Annotated in this window: 16 protein-coding genes; 11 read left to right on the top strand and 5 right to left on the bottom strand. The window is 72.5% G+C overall.

Annotated elements, in window-relative coordinates; all coding sequences use genetic code 11:
- Positions 1-11 precede the first annotated feature (11 nt).
- From glgA to ACH4VX_RS33590, 5 genes are all read left to right on the top strand, one after another.
- Complete coding sequence (gene glgA, locus ACH4VX_RS33610) at positions 12-1,163, top strand: glycogen synthase (RefSeq protein WP_398372889.1); 1,152 nt, start codon at positions 12-14, stop codon at positions 1,161-1,163.
- A gap of 51 nt (positions 1,164-1,214) precedes the next feature.
- A complete protein-coding gene (glgC, locus tag ACH4VX_RS33605) occupies positions 1,215-2,435 on the top strand; it encodes a glucose-1-phosphate adenylyltransferase (protein ID WP_398372887.1) in 1,221 nt (406 codons plus the stop codon).
- Positions 2,436-2,640: 205 nt separating this feature from the next.
- Entirely contained in the window at positions 2,641-5,271 is a 2,631-nt protein-coding gene (locus tag ACH4VX_RS33600; protein WP_398372886.1) for a PA14 domain-containing protein, read from the top strand.
- Positions 5,272-5,505: 234 nt separating this feature from the next.
- Positions 5,506-6,933, top strand: a complete 1,428-nt coding sequence (locus ACH4VX_RS33595; RefSeq protein ID WP_398372884.1) for a wax ester/triacylglycerol synthase family O-acyltransferase — start codon at positions 5,506-5,508, stop codon at positions 6,931-6,933.
- 105 nt (positions 6,934-7,038) lie between these two features.
- Entirely contained in the window at positions 7,039-8,532 is a 1,494-nt protein-coding gene (locus ACH4VX_RS33590) for an SDR family NAD(P)-dependent oxidoreductase (protein WP_398372882.1), read from the top strand.
- Between the two features lie 18 nt (positions 8,533-8,550).
- Here ACH4VX_RS33590 and ACH4VX_RS33585 read toward each other — a convergent pair whose 3' ends face one another.
- The gene (locus ACH4VX_RS33585; protein WP_398372880.1) at positions 8,551-9,000 is read right to left on the bottom strand and encodes a hypothetical protein; all 450 of its coding nucleotides are present in this window, start codon (positions 8,998-9,000) and stop codon (positions 8,551-8,553) included.
- Between the two features lie 471 nt (positions 9,001-9,471).
- On the opposite strand from ACH4VX_RS33585, the gene ACH4VX_RS33580 reads away from it, so the two are divergent.
- Complete coding sequence (locus ACH4VX_RS33580) at positions 9,472-9,645, top strand: hypothetical protein (protein ID WP_398372878.1); 174 nt, start codon at positions 9,472-9,474, stop codon at positions 9,643-9,645.
- Between the two features lie 106 nt (positions 9,646-9,751).
- Here the strand turns inward: ACH4VX_RS33580 and ACH4VX_RS33575 are convergent, their stop codons facing one another.
- Both ACH4VX_RS33575 and ACH4VX_RS33570 read right to left on the bottom strand, forming a co-directional pair.
- The gene (locus ACH4VX_RS33575; RefSeq protein ID WP_398372876.1) at positions 9,752-10,147 is read right to left on the bottom strand and encodes a VOC family protein; all 396 of its coding nucleotides are present in this window, start codon (positions 10,145-10,147) and stop codon (positions 9,752-9,754) included.
- A 219-nt stretch (positions 10,148-10,366) separates the two neighbouring features.
- Positions 10,367-11,020, bottom strand: coding sequence for a MerR family transcriptional regulator (locus ACH4VX_RS33570; RefSeq protein ID WP_398372875.1), 654 nt, complete (start codon positions 11,018-11,020; stop codon positions 10,367-10,369).
- Positions 11,021-11,107: 87 nt separating this feature from the next.
- On the opposite strand from ACH4VX_RS33570, the gene ACH4VX_RS33565 reads away from it, so the two are divergent.
- Positions 11,108-11,536 (top strand): DUF3291 domain-containing protein, encoded by a 429-nt coding sequence (locus tag ACH4VX_RS33565; RefSeq protein WP_398372873.1) that lies wholly within the window; start codon positions 11,108-11,110, stop codon positions 11,534-11,536.
- A 409-nt stretch (positions 11,537-11,945) separates the two neighbouring features.
- On the opposite strand, the gene ACH4VX_RS33560 is transcribed toward ACH4VX_RS33565, so the two are convergent.
- Positions 11,946-12,647 carry a FadR/GntR family transcriptional regulator gene (locus ACH4VX_RS33560; RefSeq protein WP_398372872.1) on the bottom strand — a complete coding sequence of 234 codons (702 nt, stop codon included), beginning with the start codon at positions 12,645-12,647 and terminating at the stop codon, positions 11,946-11,948.
- 181 nt (positions 12,648-12,828) lie between these two features.
- On the opposite strand from ACH4VX_RS33560, the gene ACH4VX_RS33555 reads away from it, so the two are divergent.
- Genes ACH4VX_RS33555 through ACH4VX_RS33540 form a run of 4 tightly spaced genes read left to right on the top strand, consistent with a single transcriptional unit; the run spans position 12,829 to position 16,737 of the window.
- Positions 12,829-14,175, top strand: coding sequence for an enolase C-terminal domain-like protein (locus ACH4VX_RS33555; protein ID WP_398372870.1), 1,347 nt, complete (start codon positions 12,829-12,831; stop codon positions 14,173-14,175).
- A complete protein-coding gene (locus ACH4VX_RS33550; protein ID WP_398372868.1) occupies positions 14,172-14,927 on the top strand; it encodes an SDR family NAD(P)-dependent oxidoreductase in 756 nt (251 codons plus the stop codon). Before ACH4VX_RS33555 ends, ACH4VX_RS33550 begins: the two co-directional genes overlap by 4 nt.
- Positions 14,924-15,901 (top strand): aldo/keto reductase, encoded by a 978-nt coding sequence (locus ACH4VX_RS33545; protein ID WP_398372866.1) that lies wholly within the window; start codon positions 14,924-14,926, stop codon positions 15,899-15,901. The genes ACH4VX_RS33550 and ACH4VX_RS33545 overlap by 4 nt, the downstream gene beginning before the upstream one ends.
- Positions 15,898-16,737: an amidohydrolase family protein gene (locus tag ACH4VX_RS33540; RefSeq protein ID WP_398372865.1), complete on the top strand. Its 840-nt coding sequence runs from the start codon at positions 15,898-15,900 to the stop codon at positions 16,735-16,737. The genes ACH4VX_RS33545 and ACH4VX_RS33540 overlap by 4 nt, the downstream gene beginning before the upstream one ends.
- Here ACH4VX_RS33540 and ACH4VX_RS33535 read toward each other — a convergent pair.
- Positions 16,725-18,146 (bottom strand): lipase maturation factor family protein, encoded by a 1,422-nt coding sequence (locus ACH4VX_RS33535; RefSeq protein ID WP_398372863.1) that lies wholly within the window; start codon positions 18,144-18,146, stop codon positions 16,725-16,727. The two genes, ACH4VX_RS33540 and ACH4VX_RS33535, sit on opposite strands and share 13 nt — an antisense overlap.
- Positions 18,147-18,279 lie beyond the last annotated feature (133 nt).

Here is an 18,279-nt window from a genome sequence, read left to right as displayed (position 1 = left end):
GGGGTTCACGGGTGCGAGTGGGACTGCTGACACGGGAGTACCCCCCGGACGTGTACGGCGGCGCGGGTGTCCATGTGGAGTTCCTCGCCAGGGAACTGCGGCCCCTGGTGGACCTGGAGGTGCACTGCTGGGGCGAGGGCCGGGCGGACGGTGTGCTGCGCCACCGCCCCTGGACCGCGCTCGACGGCGCCAACGACGCGCTGCGCACCTTCTCCGTGGACCTGGCCATGGCCGCCGCCCTCCAGGGCCGCGAACTCGTCCATTCCCACACCTGGTACGCCAACCTCGGCGGCCACCTCGCCAAGCTGCTGTACGGCATCCCGCACGTGATGACCGCCCATTCCCTGGAGCCCCTGCGCCCCTGGAAGGCCGAGCAGCTCGGCGGCGGTTACGCCCTGTCGAGCTGGGCCGAGCGCACCGCCGTCGAGGCGGCCGACGGCGTGATCGCCGTCTCCGGCGCCATGCGCGAGGACATCCTCGCCTCCTATCCGGCGCTGGACCCCGCCAGGGTGCACGTCGTGCACAACGGCATCGACACCGGCCTGTACCGCCCCGACCCCGGCACCGACGCCCTGGACCGGATCGGCCTCGACCACTCCCGCCCGTACGTGCTGTTCGTCGGCCGGATCACGCGGCAGAAGGGCGTGCCCCAGCTGCTGCGGGCGGTGCGCGGCATCGACCCGGCCGCGCAGGTCGTGCTGTGCGCCGGCGCCCCGGACACGCCCGAGATCGACCGCGAGTTCCGTGAGCTGTACGAGGAGCTGAGCCGGGTCCGCGAGGGCGTGCACTGGATTCCGCGGATGCTGCCGCGGCCCGAGGTGATCCAGCTGCTGACGCACGCCGCCGTGTTCGTCTGCCCCTCGGTGTACGAACCGCTCGGCATCGTCAACCTGGAGGCCATGGCGTGCGGCACGGCGGTGGTCGCCTCCCGGGTCGGGGGGATCCCCGAGGTCGTGGCGGACGGCTCGACGGGGGTGCTGGTGGACGTGGACGACGACTTCGAGACGGGCCTGACGCGGGCGCTCGACTCGGTCCTCGGCGACCCGGAGGCGGCACGGCGGATGGGCGGGGCGGGGCGGGAGCGGGCCGTCACCGAGTTCGGCTGGGACGCGGTGGCCCGCCGTACGGCCGGGCTCTACGAGGAGATCCTCAAACAGGCTTAGTCCCGCCCGTCCGGGGCAGTCTTGGGGAAATTCGGCGTGAGGGGAGCGGCCATGCGTCGTGGTGGTCCTTCGGTCCTGGGAATCGTGCTGGCGGGCGGCGAGGGCAAGCGCCTGATGCCCCTCACCGCGGACCGAGCCAAACCGGCGGTCACCTTCGGCGGCACGTACCGCCTGGTCGACTTCGTGCTGTCCAACCTCGTGAACGGCGACATCCTGCGCGTCTGCGTGCTCACGCAGTACAAGTCGCACTCGCTGGACCGGCACATCACCACCACGTGGCGGATGTCCAGCCTGCTCGGCAACTACGTCACCCCGGTCCCCGCCCAGCAGCGCCTCGGCCCGCGCTGGTACCTGGGCAGCGCCGACGCGATCCTGCAGTCGCTGAACCTGGTCCACGACGAACAGCCGGAGCACGTGGCGGTCTTCGGCGCCGACCACGTGTACCGCATGGACCCGCGCCAGATGCTCGCCCAGCACATCGAGAGCGGGGCCGGCGTCACGGTGGCGGGGATACGGGTGCCGCGCTCGGAGTCCTCCGCCTTCGGCGTGATCACGCCGGGATCGGACGGACGGTCCGTGGACCGCTTCCTGGAGAAGCCGACCGACCCGCCCGGACTCGCCGACGACCCCGAGTGCGTGTTCGCGTCGATGGGCAACTACATCTTCACCACCAAGGCGCTGATCGAGGCCCTGCACCGGGACGCCGGGGACGAGGACTCGGTGCACGACATGGGCGGTTCGATCCTGCCCCGGCTCACCGAGCGGGGCGAGGCCGCGCTGTACGACTTCAGCACCAACCACGTGCCCGGCGAGACCAGCCGGGACCAGGGCTACTGGCGGGACGTCGGCACGCTGGACGCGTACTACGAGGCGCACATGGACCTGATCGCCGAGCGCCCCGCGTTCAACCTCTACAACCGCCAGTGGCCGATCTACACCCACTCCGGCCAGCTCTCCCCGGCCCGGTTCAACGCGGGCGGCATGGCGAGCGAGTCGATCATCAGCGCCGGCTGTCTGATCCGGGGACAGGTCACCCGGTCCGTGCTGTCGCCGGGCGTGGTCGTCGATCCGGGGGCCGTGGTGCAGGGCTCGGTGCTGCACGACAACGTGCACGTCGGACGGGGCGCGGTGGTGCGCGGCGCCGTGCTCGACAAGAACGTCGAGGTGCCGCCGGGCGCGACGGTCGGCGTCAACCCCCAGCGTGACGCCGAGCTGTACACGGTGTCCAAGGGCGGGGTGATCGCGCTCGGCAAGGGACAGCTGGTGCCGTAGACACCGGTGTGCGGGCCCCGGTCGGCTGTGGCCACCGGGGTCTTTGTCATGTCCCTGGACGCATGACGGAATCCGTGCTGTTATGCCGAGTGGTGTTCTTTGACAACGTTGTACGAGCGAGTGCAGCGCACAGAACAGAACACGCACAGCACCAGATCCACCTACTGAGCGACAAGCCGTCACCTTCCTCACCGACGGAGGATCCGTGCGCACCAGACGACTCAGAAACCGATTCGCGCTTCTCCTGGCCGCCGCCCTGGGAGTCACCGGACTCACCGCGACCGGCCCGGCCGCGACCGCGGCGGAGGACGATCCGGTGGAGATCCACGGCCTGAAGGGCGAGTACTACACCCAGTCCGCCCCCGGCGCCTTCGACTTCCACGAGCTCCGGGCCACCGCCTTCGACGCCGACCTCGACTTCGACAACCTGGAGCCGCGCCTGAACCTCACCACCGGCCGGTCGGACGACGTCAGCGTCCGCTGGACCGGGAAGATCGTCCCGGAGCGGACCGGCGCCCACACCTTCTCGGTCAGCGCCGACAACGGCTTCCGCCTGTGGATCGACGGCGAGATCGCCATCGACCACTGGATCGACGACTGGGACCGCGAACAGACCGCCGAGCCCGTCGAGCTGACCGCCGGCCGGGCCCACGACATCAAGGTCGAGTACTTCGAGCACTACGGCGGCTCCAACTTCCACCTGCGCTGGACCGAGCCCGGCGGCGGCAAGGAGCCCGTACCGCAGTCGGCGTTCCGCCTCCCGGACGGCTTCGACTACGACGGTGCCCTCGCCGCCACCGTCCTCGCCTCCGGCCGCACCCTGAAGCTGGACTTCCCCCGGCCGCTCGCCGCGCCCCCGGCCGGTTTCACCGACCACTTCGACGCGGTGATCGGCGGCGCCGACTGGCCCCTGGAGTCGGCGCAGCCCGACCCGGCCGACCCGAAGGCGCTGCTCGTCACGCTCGCCGAGCCCGTCGTCGGCAACAAGACCGGCACGGCCCGCGGCAGCGCCGACATCCGCTACGACGGACAGGGCGGCCTGACCGCCGCCGACGGCGACCCCGTGGGCGCGTTCCTGAGCAGCGGCCCCAACCATTCCACCCACGAACTGAGCACCAAGTGGGCGGACGAAGTGGGCCCGGACAACGCCCTGCCCGAGTACCCGCGCCCGCAGCTCACCCGCGACGCATGGCGCAACCTCAACGGCCGCTGGCAGTTCGCCGCCGCGGAGGAGGGCGAGCAGCCGCCCGTCGGAAAGACGCTGAAGGAGCGCATCCTCGTCCCCTACCCGGTGGAGTCCCGGCTCTCCGGCATCCAGCGGCACGAGGACCGCATGTGGTATCGCCGCACCTTCACCGTGCCCCGCGACTGGCACATCGGCTCCGCCAAGCGGCTGCGGCTCAACTTCGGCGCCGTCGACTGGCGTTCCGAGGTGTACGTCAACGGCACCAAGGTCGCCGAGCACGAGGGCGGTTACGACAAGTTCAGCGCCGACGTCACCGACGCGCTGAAGCCCGGCCGCACCCAGGAGATCGTCGTCGGCGTGTACGACCCGACCGACGCGGCAAACGGCGAGAACCCGCCGATCGGCAAGCAGCGCCTGGACCCCGGCGGCATCTGGTACACGCCCAGCTCGGGCATCTGGCAGACCGTCTGGATGGAGCCGGTCGCCCGCGACCACGTCGACTCCCTCAAGCTGGTCCCGGACGTGGCCGGCGAGCGGCTCACCGTGGAGGCGAAGGGCGTCCGGGACGGCGTACCGGTCAGGGCGACCGCGTACGAGGGACGGCGCAAGGTCGCCACGGCCGTCGGCCGCACCGGTGAACCGCTCACCCTGAGGATCCACGACCCGCGCCTGTGGTCGCCCGACGACCCGTTCCTGTACCGGCTGCAGGTGACCGTCGGCGCCGACCGCGTCGGCAGCTACTTCGGGATGCGCTCCATCGCCGTCGAGCGGATCGACGGGGTGCCCCGCACGGTCCTCAACGGTGAGCCCGTCTTCCTGATGGCCACCCTCGACCAGGGGTTCTGGCCCGACGGCCTGCACACCGCGCCCACCGACGAGGCCCTCGCGTACGACCTGAAGGCCCACAAGGAGCTCGGCTTCAACTCCGTGCGCAAGCACATCAAGGTCGAACCGGACCGCTGGTTCTACTGGGCCGACCGGCTCGGACTGCTGGTGTGGCAGGACATGCCCGCCATGACGGCCGGGAAGAACCCGGACGCCGAGGCCCGCGCCCGCTACGAGCGCGAGATGAAGCAGATGATCGACGAGCACATCAGCAGCCCGTCGATCGTCATGTGGGTGACCTTCAACGAGGGCTGGGGCCAGTACGACATCGGCCGCATCGCCGAACAGGCCAAGGCCTGGGACCCCAGCCGGCTGGTCAACAACCAGTCCGGGCTCAACCTCGGCGCCGACGGGAACGCCGGCGACATCATGGACGAGCACGGTTACCCCAGCCCCGCCCTCCCGCCTCGCCCGGACGGCAGGCGTGCCCTGGTCAGCGGCGAGTACGGCGGCCTCGGCCTGGCAGTGCCCGGACACGCCTGGTCCGTGCAGCAGTCGTACGTCGACGTCGACCCGGCGACCTACACCGACGACTACCTCACCAAGCTGGACGAGGTGCGCGCGCTGGTGTGCCGGGGCGGCAACGGAGCCGTGTACACCCAGATCACGGACGTCGAGGGCGAGCTCAACGGTCTGCTCACCTACGACCGGCGCGTGATGAAGCCGGACGTGGCCCGGGTGAAGGCAGCCCATGAGGCCCTCGTCCGGGACGCCTCACGGGCACAGCCCGCGGGCTGCCCGGCGACGGAGGGCGCCGCGCGATGAACCGTTCCTCCGGCGGGCCGCGCCCGTCCGGGTGGCGTTCGTCACTCCGTCAGGCGGTGATCGTGCCCCGGTAACCCCGTCCGTCACCGCGGTCCCGCCCCTTCCGCCGCACCGGCGGAAGGGGTGAAGACGACACATGATGTTAACTATGTGTAGCCAGATCGTGCTTGACCGTAATCGGCCGGGAGCGATTGACTGCTGATCCGTTCCCGTCGTCGACGCGAGGCCCCGCCCATGACCGCAGACCCGCTCGCCCCTCTCGACCTGGCGTTCTGGAACATCGAGTCCGCCGGTCACCCCATGCACCTCGCGGCGCTCGGCGTCTTCTCCGCCCGCTCGCCCTCCGCGGCGGCCCACGCCGTCGATCTGCTGGCGTCCCGGTCCGCCGCCGTGCCGGGCCTGCGCATGCGCATCCGCGACACCTGGCAGCCGCTCGCCCTGCGGCAGCCGCTGTCGGCGCTCCGCCGCGCCTGGCCGGCGCCCGGCGAGCCCCTGGCCGCCGCGCTGCGGCAGCCGCTCGCCTCCGCCCTGCGCCGGTCCCTCGCCTTCGGCGGCGCCACCCGCGAGCCCGACCCCGGCTTCGACCCCCTCGACCACGTCCGGCTGCACCCCCCGGCCGCCGACTTCCACACCGTCGCAGGGCGGCTCATGGGGCGTCCGCTGCGACGCACCCGGCCGCCCTGGGAGGCCCATGTGCTGCCGGGGGAGGACGGCACCTCCTTCGCCGTCCTGTTCAAGTTCCACCACGCCCTCGCCGACGGGCTGCGCGCCCTCACCCTCGCCGCCGCGCTGATGGACCCGATGGACCTCCCCACACCCCGGCCCCGTCCCGCCGCGCCCCCGCGCGGGCTCCTGCCGGACGTGCGCGAGGTGCCCGGTCTCGTCCGGGACGCCCTGTCCGACGCGGGCCGGGCCCTGGACATCGGCGCAGCCGTCGCCCGTTCCACCCTCGACATGCGCTCCTCACCCGCGCTGACCTGCGCGCCCAGCGGAACCCGCCGCACCGCCGGCGTGGTGATCGACCTCGACGACGTGCACCGGATCCGCAAGAGCGCCGGCGGCACCGTCAACGACGTCACGATCGCGGTCGTCGCCGGAGCCCTGCGCCGCTGGCTCGACGAGCGCGGCGACGGCAGCGAGGGCGTCGCCCCCCGCGCCCTCGTCCCCGTCTCCCGGCGCCGGCCGCGCACCGCCCACCCGCAGGGCAACCGGCTCTCCGGGTACCTGATACGGCTTCCCGTCGACGAGCGGGACCCGCTCGTCCGCCTCGACCGGGTGCGCACCGCCATGGACCGCAACAAGGACGCCGGTCCGCACCGGGGCGCGGGCGCCGTCGCCCTGCTCGCCGACCATGTGCCGCCGCTCGGCCACCGGCTCGGCGGGCCGCTGCTCGGTCAGGCGGCCCGGCTCTGGTTCGACGTCCTGGTCACCAGCGTGCCGCTGCCCGGCTTCGGTCTGCGGCTCGGCGGCGACCCGCTCGGCGCCGTATTCCCGCTCGCGCCGCTGGCCCCCGGCCATTCCCTCGCGGTCGCGGTCTCCACCTACCGCGGACGTGTCCACTACGGCCTGGTCGCCGACGGCGCGGCCCTCCCGGACCTCGACCGGCTGGCCCGCGCGCTGACCGAGGAGGTGACGACGCTGACCGCTGCCTGCGATCACTGACGGACACGGGTTTGGCGCTGCGGCCCGGCGCTGAAGTAAAATCCCCCGTTCGACAGCGGATGCGAACGGAGCGCCGCGAGAAGCAGAGCGGGAACGGCAGCGGCGATGACGGTGACACAGGACGGCCCCGAGGCCACGGACGCGGTGGCATACGGGCCCGGCATCGACCCGGAGCGGCTGGCCGTCTGCCTCGGCGTGCTCGAGGAACTCGACACACTGGACGTCGACCACCCGGACGCGGTCCTGGTCCGCCGGGCCACCTCGCACATCTACCGCACGGTCAAGCAGCGCCGCCGCCAGGAGCGCCGGGCCGCCAAGACCGCCCACGACAAGACCGTCACCGAGGCCACCGCCACCGGCTCCGCCGAACGCATCGACGACGAGACCGAAGGCATCCTGCCGTCCTCCCGCGTCGCGCCCGGCCGGATCGCGGGAATACTCCAGCGTCCCCGCTCCTGCTACACCTGCAAGACCCGCTACGTCGAGGTCGACTACTTCTACCACCAGCTCTGCCAGGAGTGCGCCGCCGAGAACCGCGCCCGGCGCGACGCCCGCGCCGACCTCACCGGCAAGCGCGCGCTGCTCACCGGCGGACGCGCCAAGATCGGCATGTACATCGCGCTGCGGCTGCTGCGCGACGGCGCCCACACCACGATCACCACGCGCTTCCCCAAGGACGCCATCCGCCGCTTCAAGGCCATGGACGACTCCGCGGACTGGATGCACCGCCTGGAGGTCGTCGGCATCGACCTGCGCGACCCCGCCCAGGCCGTCGCGCTGGCCGACCGGGTCGCGGAGCAGGGCCCGCTCGACATCCTGATCAACAACGCCACCCAGACCGTGCGCCGGCTGCCGACCGCGTACGCCGCGCTCGTCGAGGGCGAGAGCGCCCCGTTGCCGGCCGGTGAGCTGCCCGCCCACCACGTCATCGGCGCCTTCAACTCCGGCGCGGTCGACGGGCTGACCGCGCTGCCCGTCGGCGTCAGCGGACTCGACGCGCAGAAGGTGGCCGACCTCGCCCTGGTCGCGGGCAACGCCAGCGTGGTCCGGCACCGTGAGGGCACCGCCATCGACGCGGGCGGCCTGGTCCCCGACGTCGTCGACACCAACACCTGGGTGCAGACCATCGAGCAGATCTCCCCGGTGGAGCTGCTGGAGACCCAGCTGTGCAACTACACGGCGCCGTTCATCCTGATCAGCGCGTTGCGTCCGGCGATGGCCGAGGCCGCCCGCCGGGCGTCCGCCGGGCGCGCCTACGTCGTCAACGTCTCCGCGATGGAAGGCGTGTTCGACCGCGGCTACAAGGGTGCCGGCCACCCCAACACCAACGCGGCCAAGGCGGCCATGAACATGGTGACGCGGACCAGCGCACAGGAGATGTTCGACGCCGACCGCATCCTGATGACCTCGGTCGACACCGGCTGGATCACCGACGAGCGACCCCACTTCGACAAACTGCGCCTCGCCGACGCCGGTTTCCACGCCCCGCTCGACCTGGTCGACGGCGCGGCCCGCGTCTACGACCCGATCGTGCGCGGTGAGGCGGGCGAGGACCTGTACGGCGTCTTCATGAAGGACTACGCGCCCGGCCGGTGGTGAGGGGCGGCCCGGGGGCCGTCAGCCGACCATGGCCGGCCGGGAGTCGCGCGTCGCCGGCAGCTCCAGCACGGTGCGCCGGTCCTCCAGGACGCCGGCGTCGAAGCAGGCGGTGCGGGCCTCCTCGTCCGCCGCGCGCAGGGCGAGGAGGTCGTCGTCGGCCGGAAGGCCGTACCGGGCGTGCCGGAGGACCGGGCCGGCCACCCGCTCGCCGAGCAGTGCCCGTATCGCGTCCGCCGCGTGGTCGGCCCCCATCGTCGGTTCGCCCGGCCACGGCAGCCGGCCGACGGGCCGTACCGGACCCGCCACCCGGAGTTCCTTGTCCGCGGGCCGGCCGTGGCGCAGCAGCGCGGCGGTGCGCAGGGCGTGGTCGTGCGCGTCGGCCGGGGCGCCGCCACGGCCCCGGACGTCCCGCGCGCCCCGGCACGCGTACAGCAGGTCCATCAGCTCCTCGACGGCGCGCAGCTCCATGCGCCGGTCCTCCCGGGAGCAGGCCGTTGCCGTGCGGCAGCGGACCATGACGCGCTCGCGTACCGGCCAACGGGACCCGAACTGTGCCCCGGGCAGGCGGCCCGGTCGAAAGCGCCGACGTCCGCGTACTTCGAACGGGTGATCCCAGCCAACCGTGTCCGTACGGAAATAGGAGCATATTCAGGCCTATTGAGTACCGTCCGACGCGTGATTGTTACCGTCGGTTTTGAGCCCCATCGAGCGGGGTGCCGCTCATTTGGTTACTCTGATGCGGACGGACAGCAGTCAGGGTTCCATCCGCACCCACGGTCCGTCATGGGACCAGCCGGTTCACAACGGCCTGCTCTCCCTCGAGTTGCCGGCGCCACCGCGTCCGAACGGTTTTCCACTCAGACCCGAGCGGACGTCAGATGCCAGGCACAGGGCCGACGCAGTACGTCCCGAGGGTGACCGACACATAAGGAGTGCGCGGTGACACCGGAGCAGACGAAAAGCGATCAGCGCCCCAAGGAACGCGCGGAGCGCGCCGCCCGCCGGCCGGGAGAGCTCGGCATTCTCGACGTGTGGGCCCGTTCGGCCCCGATCCGTCTCGCCGGCTACGAGGACGACCTCGCCGAGCCCCACATCCTGCCCAGCGTCGACTGACCGAACGTGCGGGCGCCTCACACGCGCACCCGTGCCGATCGGGAACGCGGTCCCCGGCAGCCGCCGGGGACCGCCTCCGCCTCCGGCGGTCCCGCAGCCCGCCTCGCTACGGCCGGACGTAGGGCCGGGTCATGATCTCCATGTTGTGGCCGTCCGGGTCGTCGAAGTAGGCGCCGCGTCCGCCGAAGAGGTCGTTGACCCCGCCGGGCTCGGTGTGGCTCGGGTTCGCGTAGTAGGTGGCCCCGGCCGCCTCCAGGCGCTCGATCATGGCATCGAACCGCTCCTCGGGCACCAGGAACGCGTAGTGCTGGCTCTGGACCGGCTCGTCCCGCTTCTCGTAGTAGTCGAGGGTCACCCCGTTGCCCAGGTCGACCGGCAGGAACGGGCCGAACGGGGCGCCGACCTCCAGTCCCAGTATCCCGGCGAGGAACTCGGCGGAGTACCGGCGGTCACTGGCGTAGACGGCGGTGTGGTTCAACTGGACGTGCTGTGCTGCGGACATGGCTGGATTCGTCTCCGGTGTCGGTTTCCATGAGGGACGGGAACACGGAGAGGAAGGGCGGGCCGCGGACTCTCGCCCGGCCTCGCGCGAGCGGGGGCGCGCCCCGCACCGGCCTCACACCGAGGCCGGGAGCGCCTTACGTGAATGGCCTACGGCCGACCCGGCAGTCACCCGGCCGACCCTAGGCCCTCGTGGTCGATCACCGCAACGCCGTTCCGGTCAGGCCGGGGTGTGTTCGCCCCCGCCGTGGCGCGCGGTCGACTCGTTCTCCTGGGCGAGCCGGCGCAGGGCCATCAGCGCCGGCTCCAGGAGGAAGGTCAACAGCACCGCCTGCTCGGCCTTCTCCAGCGGGTCCGTGATCGCCTCCAGGCGGTCGAGGTCGTGCCGGGCCGTCCGTTCCGCGAGCTCGGCGTAGGGGAGAAGTGCCTCCCAGTCGTACTCGATGTCCAGGGAGCGCAGGGTCCGCAGCGTCTCGTCGATGATCTGCCGGGCCGGGTTCTGTGCGGAGACCGACCAGCCCATCGCGTCGACCAGGGCGCCGGCCTCGGGGTTCGCCCCGGCGGGGGCCTCGCCCTCGGCCGCGTCCGGTGTGCCGCTGTCGGGCGGCCGGATGCCGAAGACGATGCCGAGCAGTTGGTGCAGGTCGGTCCGGTGTTCGGTCATGGCGTCCAGGACGTGCTTGGCCGAGGCGACGGACAGACCCCGTACCCCCGTCAACGCGCGGATCAGGCGGAGTCTTCTGAGATGGGTCTCGTCGTACTCGGCCTGGGTCGCCGCGGTGGCCCGGCCGGGCGGCAGCAGCCCCTCGCGCAGGTAGTACTTGATCGTCGCGTTGGGCACCCCGCTGCGGCGGCTGAGTTCCGAGATTCTCACGTGCTCCCCACTCTCCCTCTGGCAATTGGGTAGTGGCACTGTCTAATATGGATAGTGCCACTCACCAACTATGGAGGCGAGACTACCGTGCCCACTCTTCCCTGGGTCACACCGCATCCGGCGGGCCCCGACACCACCCACGCCTTCGTCATGGCCTCCCGCTTCGAGGTCCGGTCGCTGAAGGACGTCCCCCGCTTCTTCTGGAAGTCCCTCTCCGCCTGGGGTCAGGTCCGCAAGGCGCCCGGCGCGCTCGGCGCCTCCCTGGAGGCGCGGCCGTTCGGCAAGGTCTTCTACACGCTGTCCGCGTGGGAGAGCCGGGACGCGCTCTACACCTACGCCCGGAGCGATCCCCACAAGAGCGTCATGACCGGACTGCGCGAGACGATGCGCGACTCGACGTTCACCTTCTGGGAGGTGCCCGTCGACGGACTGCCGGTCGACTGGGACGACGCCAGGCGCCGCCTCGAGGACCAGGCGCGGGCCGGCGCCCCGGACGGCCACGGCACCGCCCACTGAACGGCGGCCTGGTGCGAACGGGTGCGCGCCGGGGGAGTGGTGCCCCTGGTGACCACCCGCCCGCACCCCTGGAGCGTCCCGCGCGCATGACGACCGCACCCTGGTCGAAGCCCGCCTCGAGCGCGTCCTCGACGAGCGCCTCCGCCCCGCCGTGTACCCCGAGCCCGTGCCCCTCGAGGTCGCGGTGTGGCACGCGCCGGGAGAACCCGTCCCCGTCGCCGAGGGCCTCGCGGCAGCCGCGCCCGCGCCACGCTCACCACCGGTTTCACGGCCACCGGCGTCGAGGTGACCGACCTGCTGGAACGCCCGCTCGCGGACACGGAGGCGCCCCGCTCGACGGCGACCGGATCACCGTACGCCTGCGCCCCTTCCAGCTGATGACGCTGCGGCTGAAGCGGGCCTGACCGGCTCAGCCCCGCAGTCGGCCGCGCAGCCACTCCTCCACCGCGCCCACATGCGCGGCCGCCGCCGCCCGTGCCGCCTCCGGGTCGCGGGCGGCCAGGGCGCGGTGGATCGCGGCGTGCTCGTGCCGGGTGCGGGCGAAGGCGCCCTCCTCCTGGTGGCCGCGCCGGACCCGGGCCCGGAAGGTGCGCGAGGACAGGCCCTCCAGGAGCACGGCCATCGTCTCGTTGCCGGCGGCCGCCGCGATCTCGCGGTGGAAGGCCAGGTCGTGGGAGAGGATCTCCTCAGGATCGTCGGTGGCGTTCATCGCCGCCAGGTGCTTCTCGACCTCGGCCAGCCGCTCCGCGGTGATCCGGGCTGCGGCCAGCGCGGCCGCCGTCGACTCCAGGACGCGGCGCACCTCCAGCAGCTCGACCAGGCGCGGCCCCCGGGACAGATCGGCCATCACCCCGAACGTCTCCAGCAGGTCCCCGGCCTCCAGCCGGGTGACGTAGATGCCCGAACCGTGCCGGGCCTCGACCACGCCCAGCACCGTGAGCGCGCGGATCGCCTCCCGCATCGAACTGCGGGAGATGCCCAGCCGGGCGGCGAGATCCCGCTCGGTGGGCAGCCGCTCGCCGGGCTCCAGTTCACCCTCGCGGATCATCGCCGTGATCCGCTCGATGGCGCGCTGCGTCACCGTGCCCTTCTGCGGGGCCGTCTCCTCCACGCCACTCCTCCACTCGCCCGGTCCGCCGCAGTCTAACGACGGGAATGGTCCGACCACTACGGGACGAAAGCCGCAGGATCTGCGTCCAGGGGCTGTTCCACTCACCAAGTGGTCTGATAAGTATGCGGCCGTGCCCCGGACTGACGCCCTACCGTCCCCGTCGCCCACCGAAAGGTCCTCCGTGCCTCCGCAACCCGCCCGTATCACCGCCGTCGACACCTACGACGTCCGGTTTCCCACCTCGCGCGAACTCGACGGTTCCGACGCGATGAACCCCGACCCCGACTACTCGGCGGCCTACGTCGTGCTGCGCACCGACGCCGCCGACGGACACGAGGGGCACGGGTTCGCGTTCACCATCGGCCGGGGCAACGACGTCCAGGTCGCCGCGATCGAAGCACTCCGCGGCCATCTCCTGGGACGGTCCGCCGACGAGCTCTGCGCCGACCCCTCCGTCCTGAACCGCGCCCTGACCGGCGACAGCCAGCTGCGCTGGCTCGGACCCGAGAAGGGCGTGATGCACATGGCGGTAGGGGCCGTCGTCAACGCCCTCTGGGACCTGGCCGCCAAACGCGCGGACAGACCGCTGTGGCGGCTGCTCGCCGAGGCCGACCCCGCATGGCTGGTCCGTCAGATCGACTTCCGCTACCTCACCGACGCCCTCACCCCCGAGGAGGCCCTGACCCTCCTGCGCCGGGGCAGGGAGGGCGCCGAGGAACGCACCGCCCTGCTGCTGGAGCGCGGCTACCCCGCGTACACCACCTCGCCCGGCTGGCTCGGCTACGACGACGAAAAACTCACCCGGCTCGCCACCCGGGCGGTCACCGACGGTTTCCGCCAGATCAAGCTGAAGGTCGGCGCCGACCTCGACGACGACCTCCGGCGCTGCCGGGTCGCCCGCGCGGCGGTCGGACCGGACGTGCGCATCGCGGTCGACGCCAACCAGCGCTGGGACGTGGACGAGGCGATCCGCTGGACCAAGGCCCTCGCCGAGTTCGACCCGTACTGGATCGAGGAACCCACCAGCCCCGACGACATCCTCGGCCACGCGGCCGTCCGCCGCGCCGTCGCCCCGGTCAAGGTGGCCACCGGCGAGCACGCGCAGAACAGGATCGTCTTCAAGCAGCTCCTCCAGGCCGGCGCCCTCGACATCGTCCAGATCGACGCCGCCCGGGTCGGCGGGGTCCCCGAGAACCTCGCCGTCCTGCTGCTCGCCGCCAAGTACGGCGTCCCCGTGTGCCCGCACGCCGGCGGGGTCGGCCTGTGCGAACTCGTCCAGCACCTGTCGATGTTCGACTACGTGGCCCTGACCGGCACCACCGAGGACCGGGTCATCGAGTACGTCGACCATCTGCACGACCACTTCCTCGACCCCGTGGTGATCCGCGACGGCCACTACACGGCACCCCTCGCGCCGGGCTTCTCCGCCGCCGTGCGACCGGAGTCCCTGGCGCGCTACACCTATCCCGACGGCGACTTCTGGGCCGCCGACCCGGACACGCGACAGGACGAGGAGCGGACCGCATGAGCGACTTCGAGGGCCTGACGGCCCTGGTGACCGGCGGCGCCTCCGGCATCGGCCGGGCCACGGCGGACCTCCTCGCACGGCGCGGCGCCACGGTGGCCGTCCTCGACCTCGACCCGTCGACGGTCGACGAACCCCTCACCGGACACCGCGCCGACGTCACCGACGACGCCTCGGTGCGCGCGGCGGTGGCCGCCGCCGTCGACGGCCTGGGCGGCCTCGACGTACTGATCAACAACGCCGGTATCGGCGCCCGGGGCACCGTGGAGACCAACTCCGACGAGGAATGGCACCGCGTCTTCGACGTCAACGTCCTCGGCATGGTCCGCACCGCCCGCGCCTGCCTGCCGCACCTGCGCGCCTCCGCGCACGCGGCGATCGTCAACACCTGCTCCGTCGCCGCCACTGCGGGCCTGCCGCAGCGGGCCCTGTACAGCGCCACCAAGGGCGCCGTGTACTCCCTCACCCTCGCCATGGCCGCCGACCACGTCCGTGAGGGCATCCGCGTCAACTGCGTCAACCCGGGCACCGTCGACACGCCCTGGATCGGCCGGCTGCTGGACGCGGCCGACGACCCGGCCGCCGAACGCGCCGCCCTCGAGGCCCGCCAGCCCACCGGCCGCCTGGTCTCGGCCGCCGAGGTCGCCGCCGCCATCGCGTATCTCGCGAGCCCTTCGTCCGGCGCCACCACCGGCACCGCCCTCGCGGTCGACGGCGGCATGCAGGGACTGCGGCCGCGCCCGGAGAGCCGGTGAACCTCCGGCGGCTCGGCCGCAGCCGCGTCGAGGTCACCGCCCTGGCCTTCGGCACCTCCGGCATCGGCAACCTGTACACCGAGGTCGGCGAGGAGGCGGCGCACGAGGCGGTGCGGGCCGCCTGGCAGCGCGGCATCCGCTCCTTCGACACCGCCCCGCACTACGGTCTCGGCCTCGCCGAGCGCCGTCTCGGCGCGGCCCTGCGCGAGCACCCGCGCGACCGGTACACGGTCTCCACCAAGGTGGGCCGCCGCCTCGAACCCTCCCGCGCCGGCGGCGACGACCTCGCAAACGGCTTCGCCGTCCCCGCCACCCACCGCCGCGTCTGGGACTTCAGCGCCGACGGCGTGCGCCGCACCCTGGAGGCGAGTCTGGAACGCCTCGGTCTGGACCGCGTCGACGTCGTCTACCTCCACGACCCCGACGACCACGCCGAACAGGCCTTCCGCGAGGGCTACCCGGCCCTGGAGAGGCTCCGCTCGGAAGGCGTCGTCGGGGCGATCGGCGCCGGCATGAACCAGACCGCGATGCTCACCCGCTTCGTCCGCGACACCGACGTCGACGTGGTCCTGTGCGCCGGCCGCCACACCCTGCTCGACCGGAGCGCCCTGACCGGCCTGTTGCCCGCCGCCCTGGAACACGGCACGTCCGTCGTCGTCGGCGGCGCCTTCAACTCCGGTCTGCTCGCGGACCCGAGGCCGGGAGCGACGTACAACTACACCCGCGCGCCCGCCGAGTTGCTGGACCGCGCCCTGCGGCTGAAGGAGGCCGCCGAGCGGCACGGCACCACCCTGCGCGCCGCCGCCCTGGCCTACTGCGCCGCCCATCCGGCGGTCGCGAGCGTACTGGTCGGCGCCCGTTCGGCCGCCGAGGTCCACGACTGCGCCGACCAGTTCACGGCCCCGGTACCCACCGCCCTCTGGCGGGAACTGCGTGCCGACGGCCTGCTGCCGCCCGGGGAGGAGCTGCCGTGACCGTCGACGCACACCACCACGTCTGGGACCTGTCCGTCCGCGACCAGGACTGGATCACCGGCCCCGAACTCCTGCCGCTGCGCCGGAACTTCGGCCTCGCCGACCTCGCGCCCGAGGCGAGCGCGGCCGGTGTCGGCCGTACCGTCCTGGTGCAGACCGTCACGGTCCCCGAGGAGACCCCCGAGCTGCTGGCGCTCGCCGAGGCACACCGGTCGGTCGCCGGGGTCGTCGGCTGGACCGACCTCACCCGCCCCGACGTCGCCGAGGAGCTGGCCCGGCTGCGGGCGCTGCCCGGCGGACGGTACCTGAAGGGCGTCCGCCACCAGGTGCAGGACGAACCCGACCCCGGATGGCTGCTGCGCCCGGACGTACGGCGCGGACTCGCCGCCGTGGCCGACGCCGGTCTGGCCTACGACCTCGTGGTCCTGCCGCATCAGCTGCCGGCCTGCGCGGCGGCGGCCGAGTCGCTGCCCCGGCTCACCTTCGTCCTGGACCACCTGGGCAAGCCGCCCATCGCCTCCGGCGCGCTCGAACCCTGGGCCTCCGACGTCCGTGCCCTGGCCGCACTCCCCAACACGGTGTGCAAGCTCTCCGGCCTGGTCACCGAGGCCGCCCCGGCCTCCTGGAGCGTCGACGACCTGCGTCCGTACGCCGACGTCGTGCTGGACGCCTTCGGGCCCGGCCGGCTGATGTTCGGCTCGGACTGGCCGGTGTGCACCCTCGCGGCGGCGTACGGCGACGTCCTCGCCACCGCGCGGTCACTGACGGCGAGCCTCGACGACACCGGGCGCCGTCAGCTCTTCGAGACCACCGCCACCCGCGTCTACGGCCTCTGAGCCGCCCCTGCCAGCCGGGTCGGCGGCAGGAACTCCCGCACGTACGTCCGCTCCCAGCACGCGCCCGTCTCCCGCAGCTCCCGCCACGTCGTGTAGCGGTAGCGGAAGAGGCGGGCGCGGATGTGCCGGGGCGGCGCGTCCGCGGGGAACGGGGAGCGGCGCAGCAGCCTCAGCGTGTCCCGGTCGCCCTCCAGCAGACGCTCCACCAGCGCGCCGAACCACGGTCCCGCGTACGCGGGCGACAGCGCGGCGAACCACATCAGCCAGTCGAGCCGCAGATGGTACGGCGCGAACTGCCGCGGCCAGCGCCGCGGATCGCCCGGCTTGCCCTTGAACTCGTACTCCCGCCAGTCGGAGTCCTTCCGGGGCACCTCGTCCGCCGTCCCCTCCACGACCACCTCGTACCGGATCCGGCTGACGCTGCCGAACGCGCCGTAGGTGTTGACCAGGTGCAGCGGGTCGAAGGAGCGGTTCATCACCTGGCGGCGGGAGAGCATGTTGCGCACCGGCCGGTAACCGAGGCCGAGCAGCAGCGCGGACACCCCGAGGACGACCACCACGTACCACAGCGGCGGGTCGGACACCGCCGGCGGATCGGAGGGGAACGCGAGCGTCGGCAGGGCCAGCACGATCGTGATCCAGTTCAGCCACGCGAAGTTGCCGGACAGCACCAGCCACAACTGGGTGACGATCATCAGCGCGGCGGCGGCCGTGGCGACCGGCTGCGGGGCGAACAACAGGAACGGCACGACGAGCTGGGTGACATGGTTCGCGGCCACCTCGGCCCGGTGCAGCGGCTTCGGCAGATGGTGGAAGAACCAGCTCAGCGGTCCCGGCATCGGCTGGGTCTCGTGATGGTGGTCCAGGCAGGTCAGCTTCCGCCAGCACTCGTCGCCGCGCATCTTGATCAGTCCCGCGCCGAACTCCACCCGGAACAGGATCCACCGCAGCAGGAACAGCACCACGACGGGCGGCGCCACCTCGTCGTTGCCGAGGAAGACGGCCAGGAACCCGACCTCGAGCAGCAGCGACTCCCAGCCGAACGAGTACCAGGTCTGCCCCACGTTGACGACCGACAGGTACAGCGCCCACGGCACCAGCCACAGCAACATCCCGCCCCACAGCGGAAGCAGCGAGTCCAGTCCCGCCAGCAGCGCCGCCGACACCGCGCAGCCCGTCCAGGCGCACACCGCGAAGAACCGGTCCGAGTAGTGCCAGTGGAACAGGCTCGGCGACCGGCGCAGCGGCACCCGCTCCACGAAACGCGGCACCGGCAGCATGCCGCGCTCCCCGATCAGCGCACGGAACTGCAGCGCCGCCGTCAGGAACGCGACCAGATACAGTCCGGCCAGCGCCCGCTGGAAGACCAGCCGGCCCGTCCAGTACTCGGACGCGGTGAACCACTCCACGGCCGCGCGCTCCCTCCTGCCTCGTCCCGCCGGAGACCTCTGTGACTCTCCGTATACCACCGGGCGGACCGCGCAACCCACGCGGGAGAGGTGCGCGGACGGCGCCCAGCGGTCGAAGAATCGCGTGAACCCT

Source organism: Streptomyces sp. NPDC020731 (assembly GCF_044334705.1).
Lineage (GTDB): Bacteria > Actinomycetota > Actinomycetes > Streptomycetales > Streptomycetaceae > Streptomyces.
This window is presented reverse-complemented; position numbering and strand designations above follow the sequence as displayed.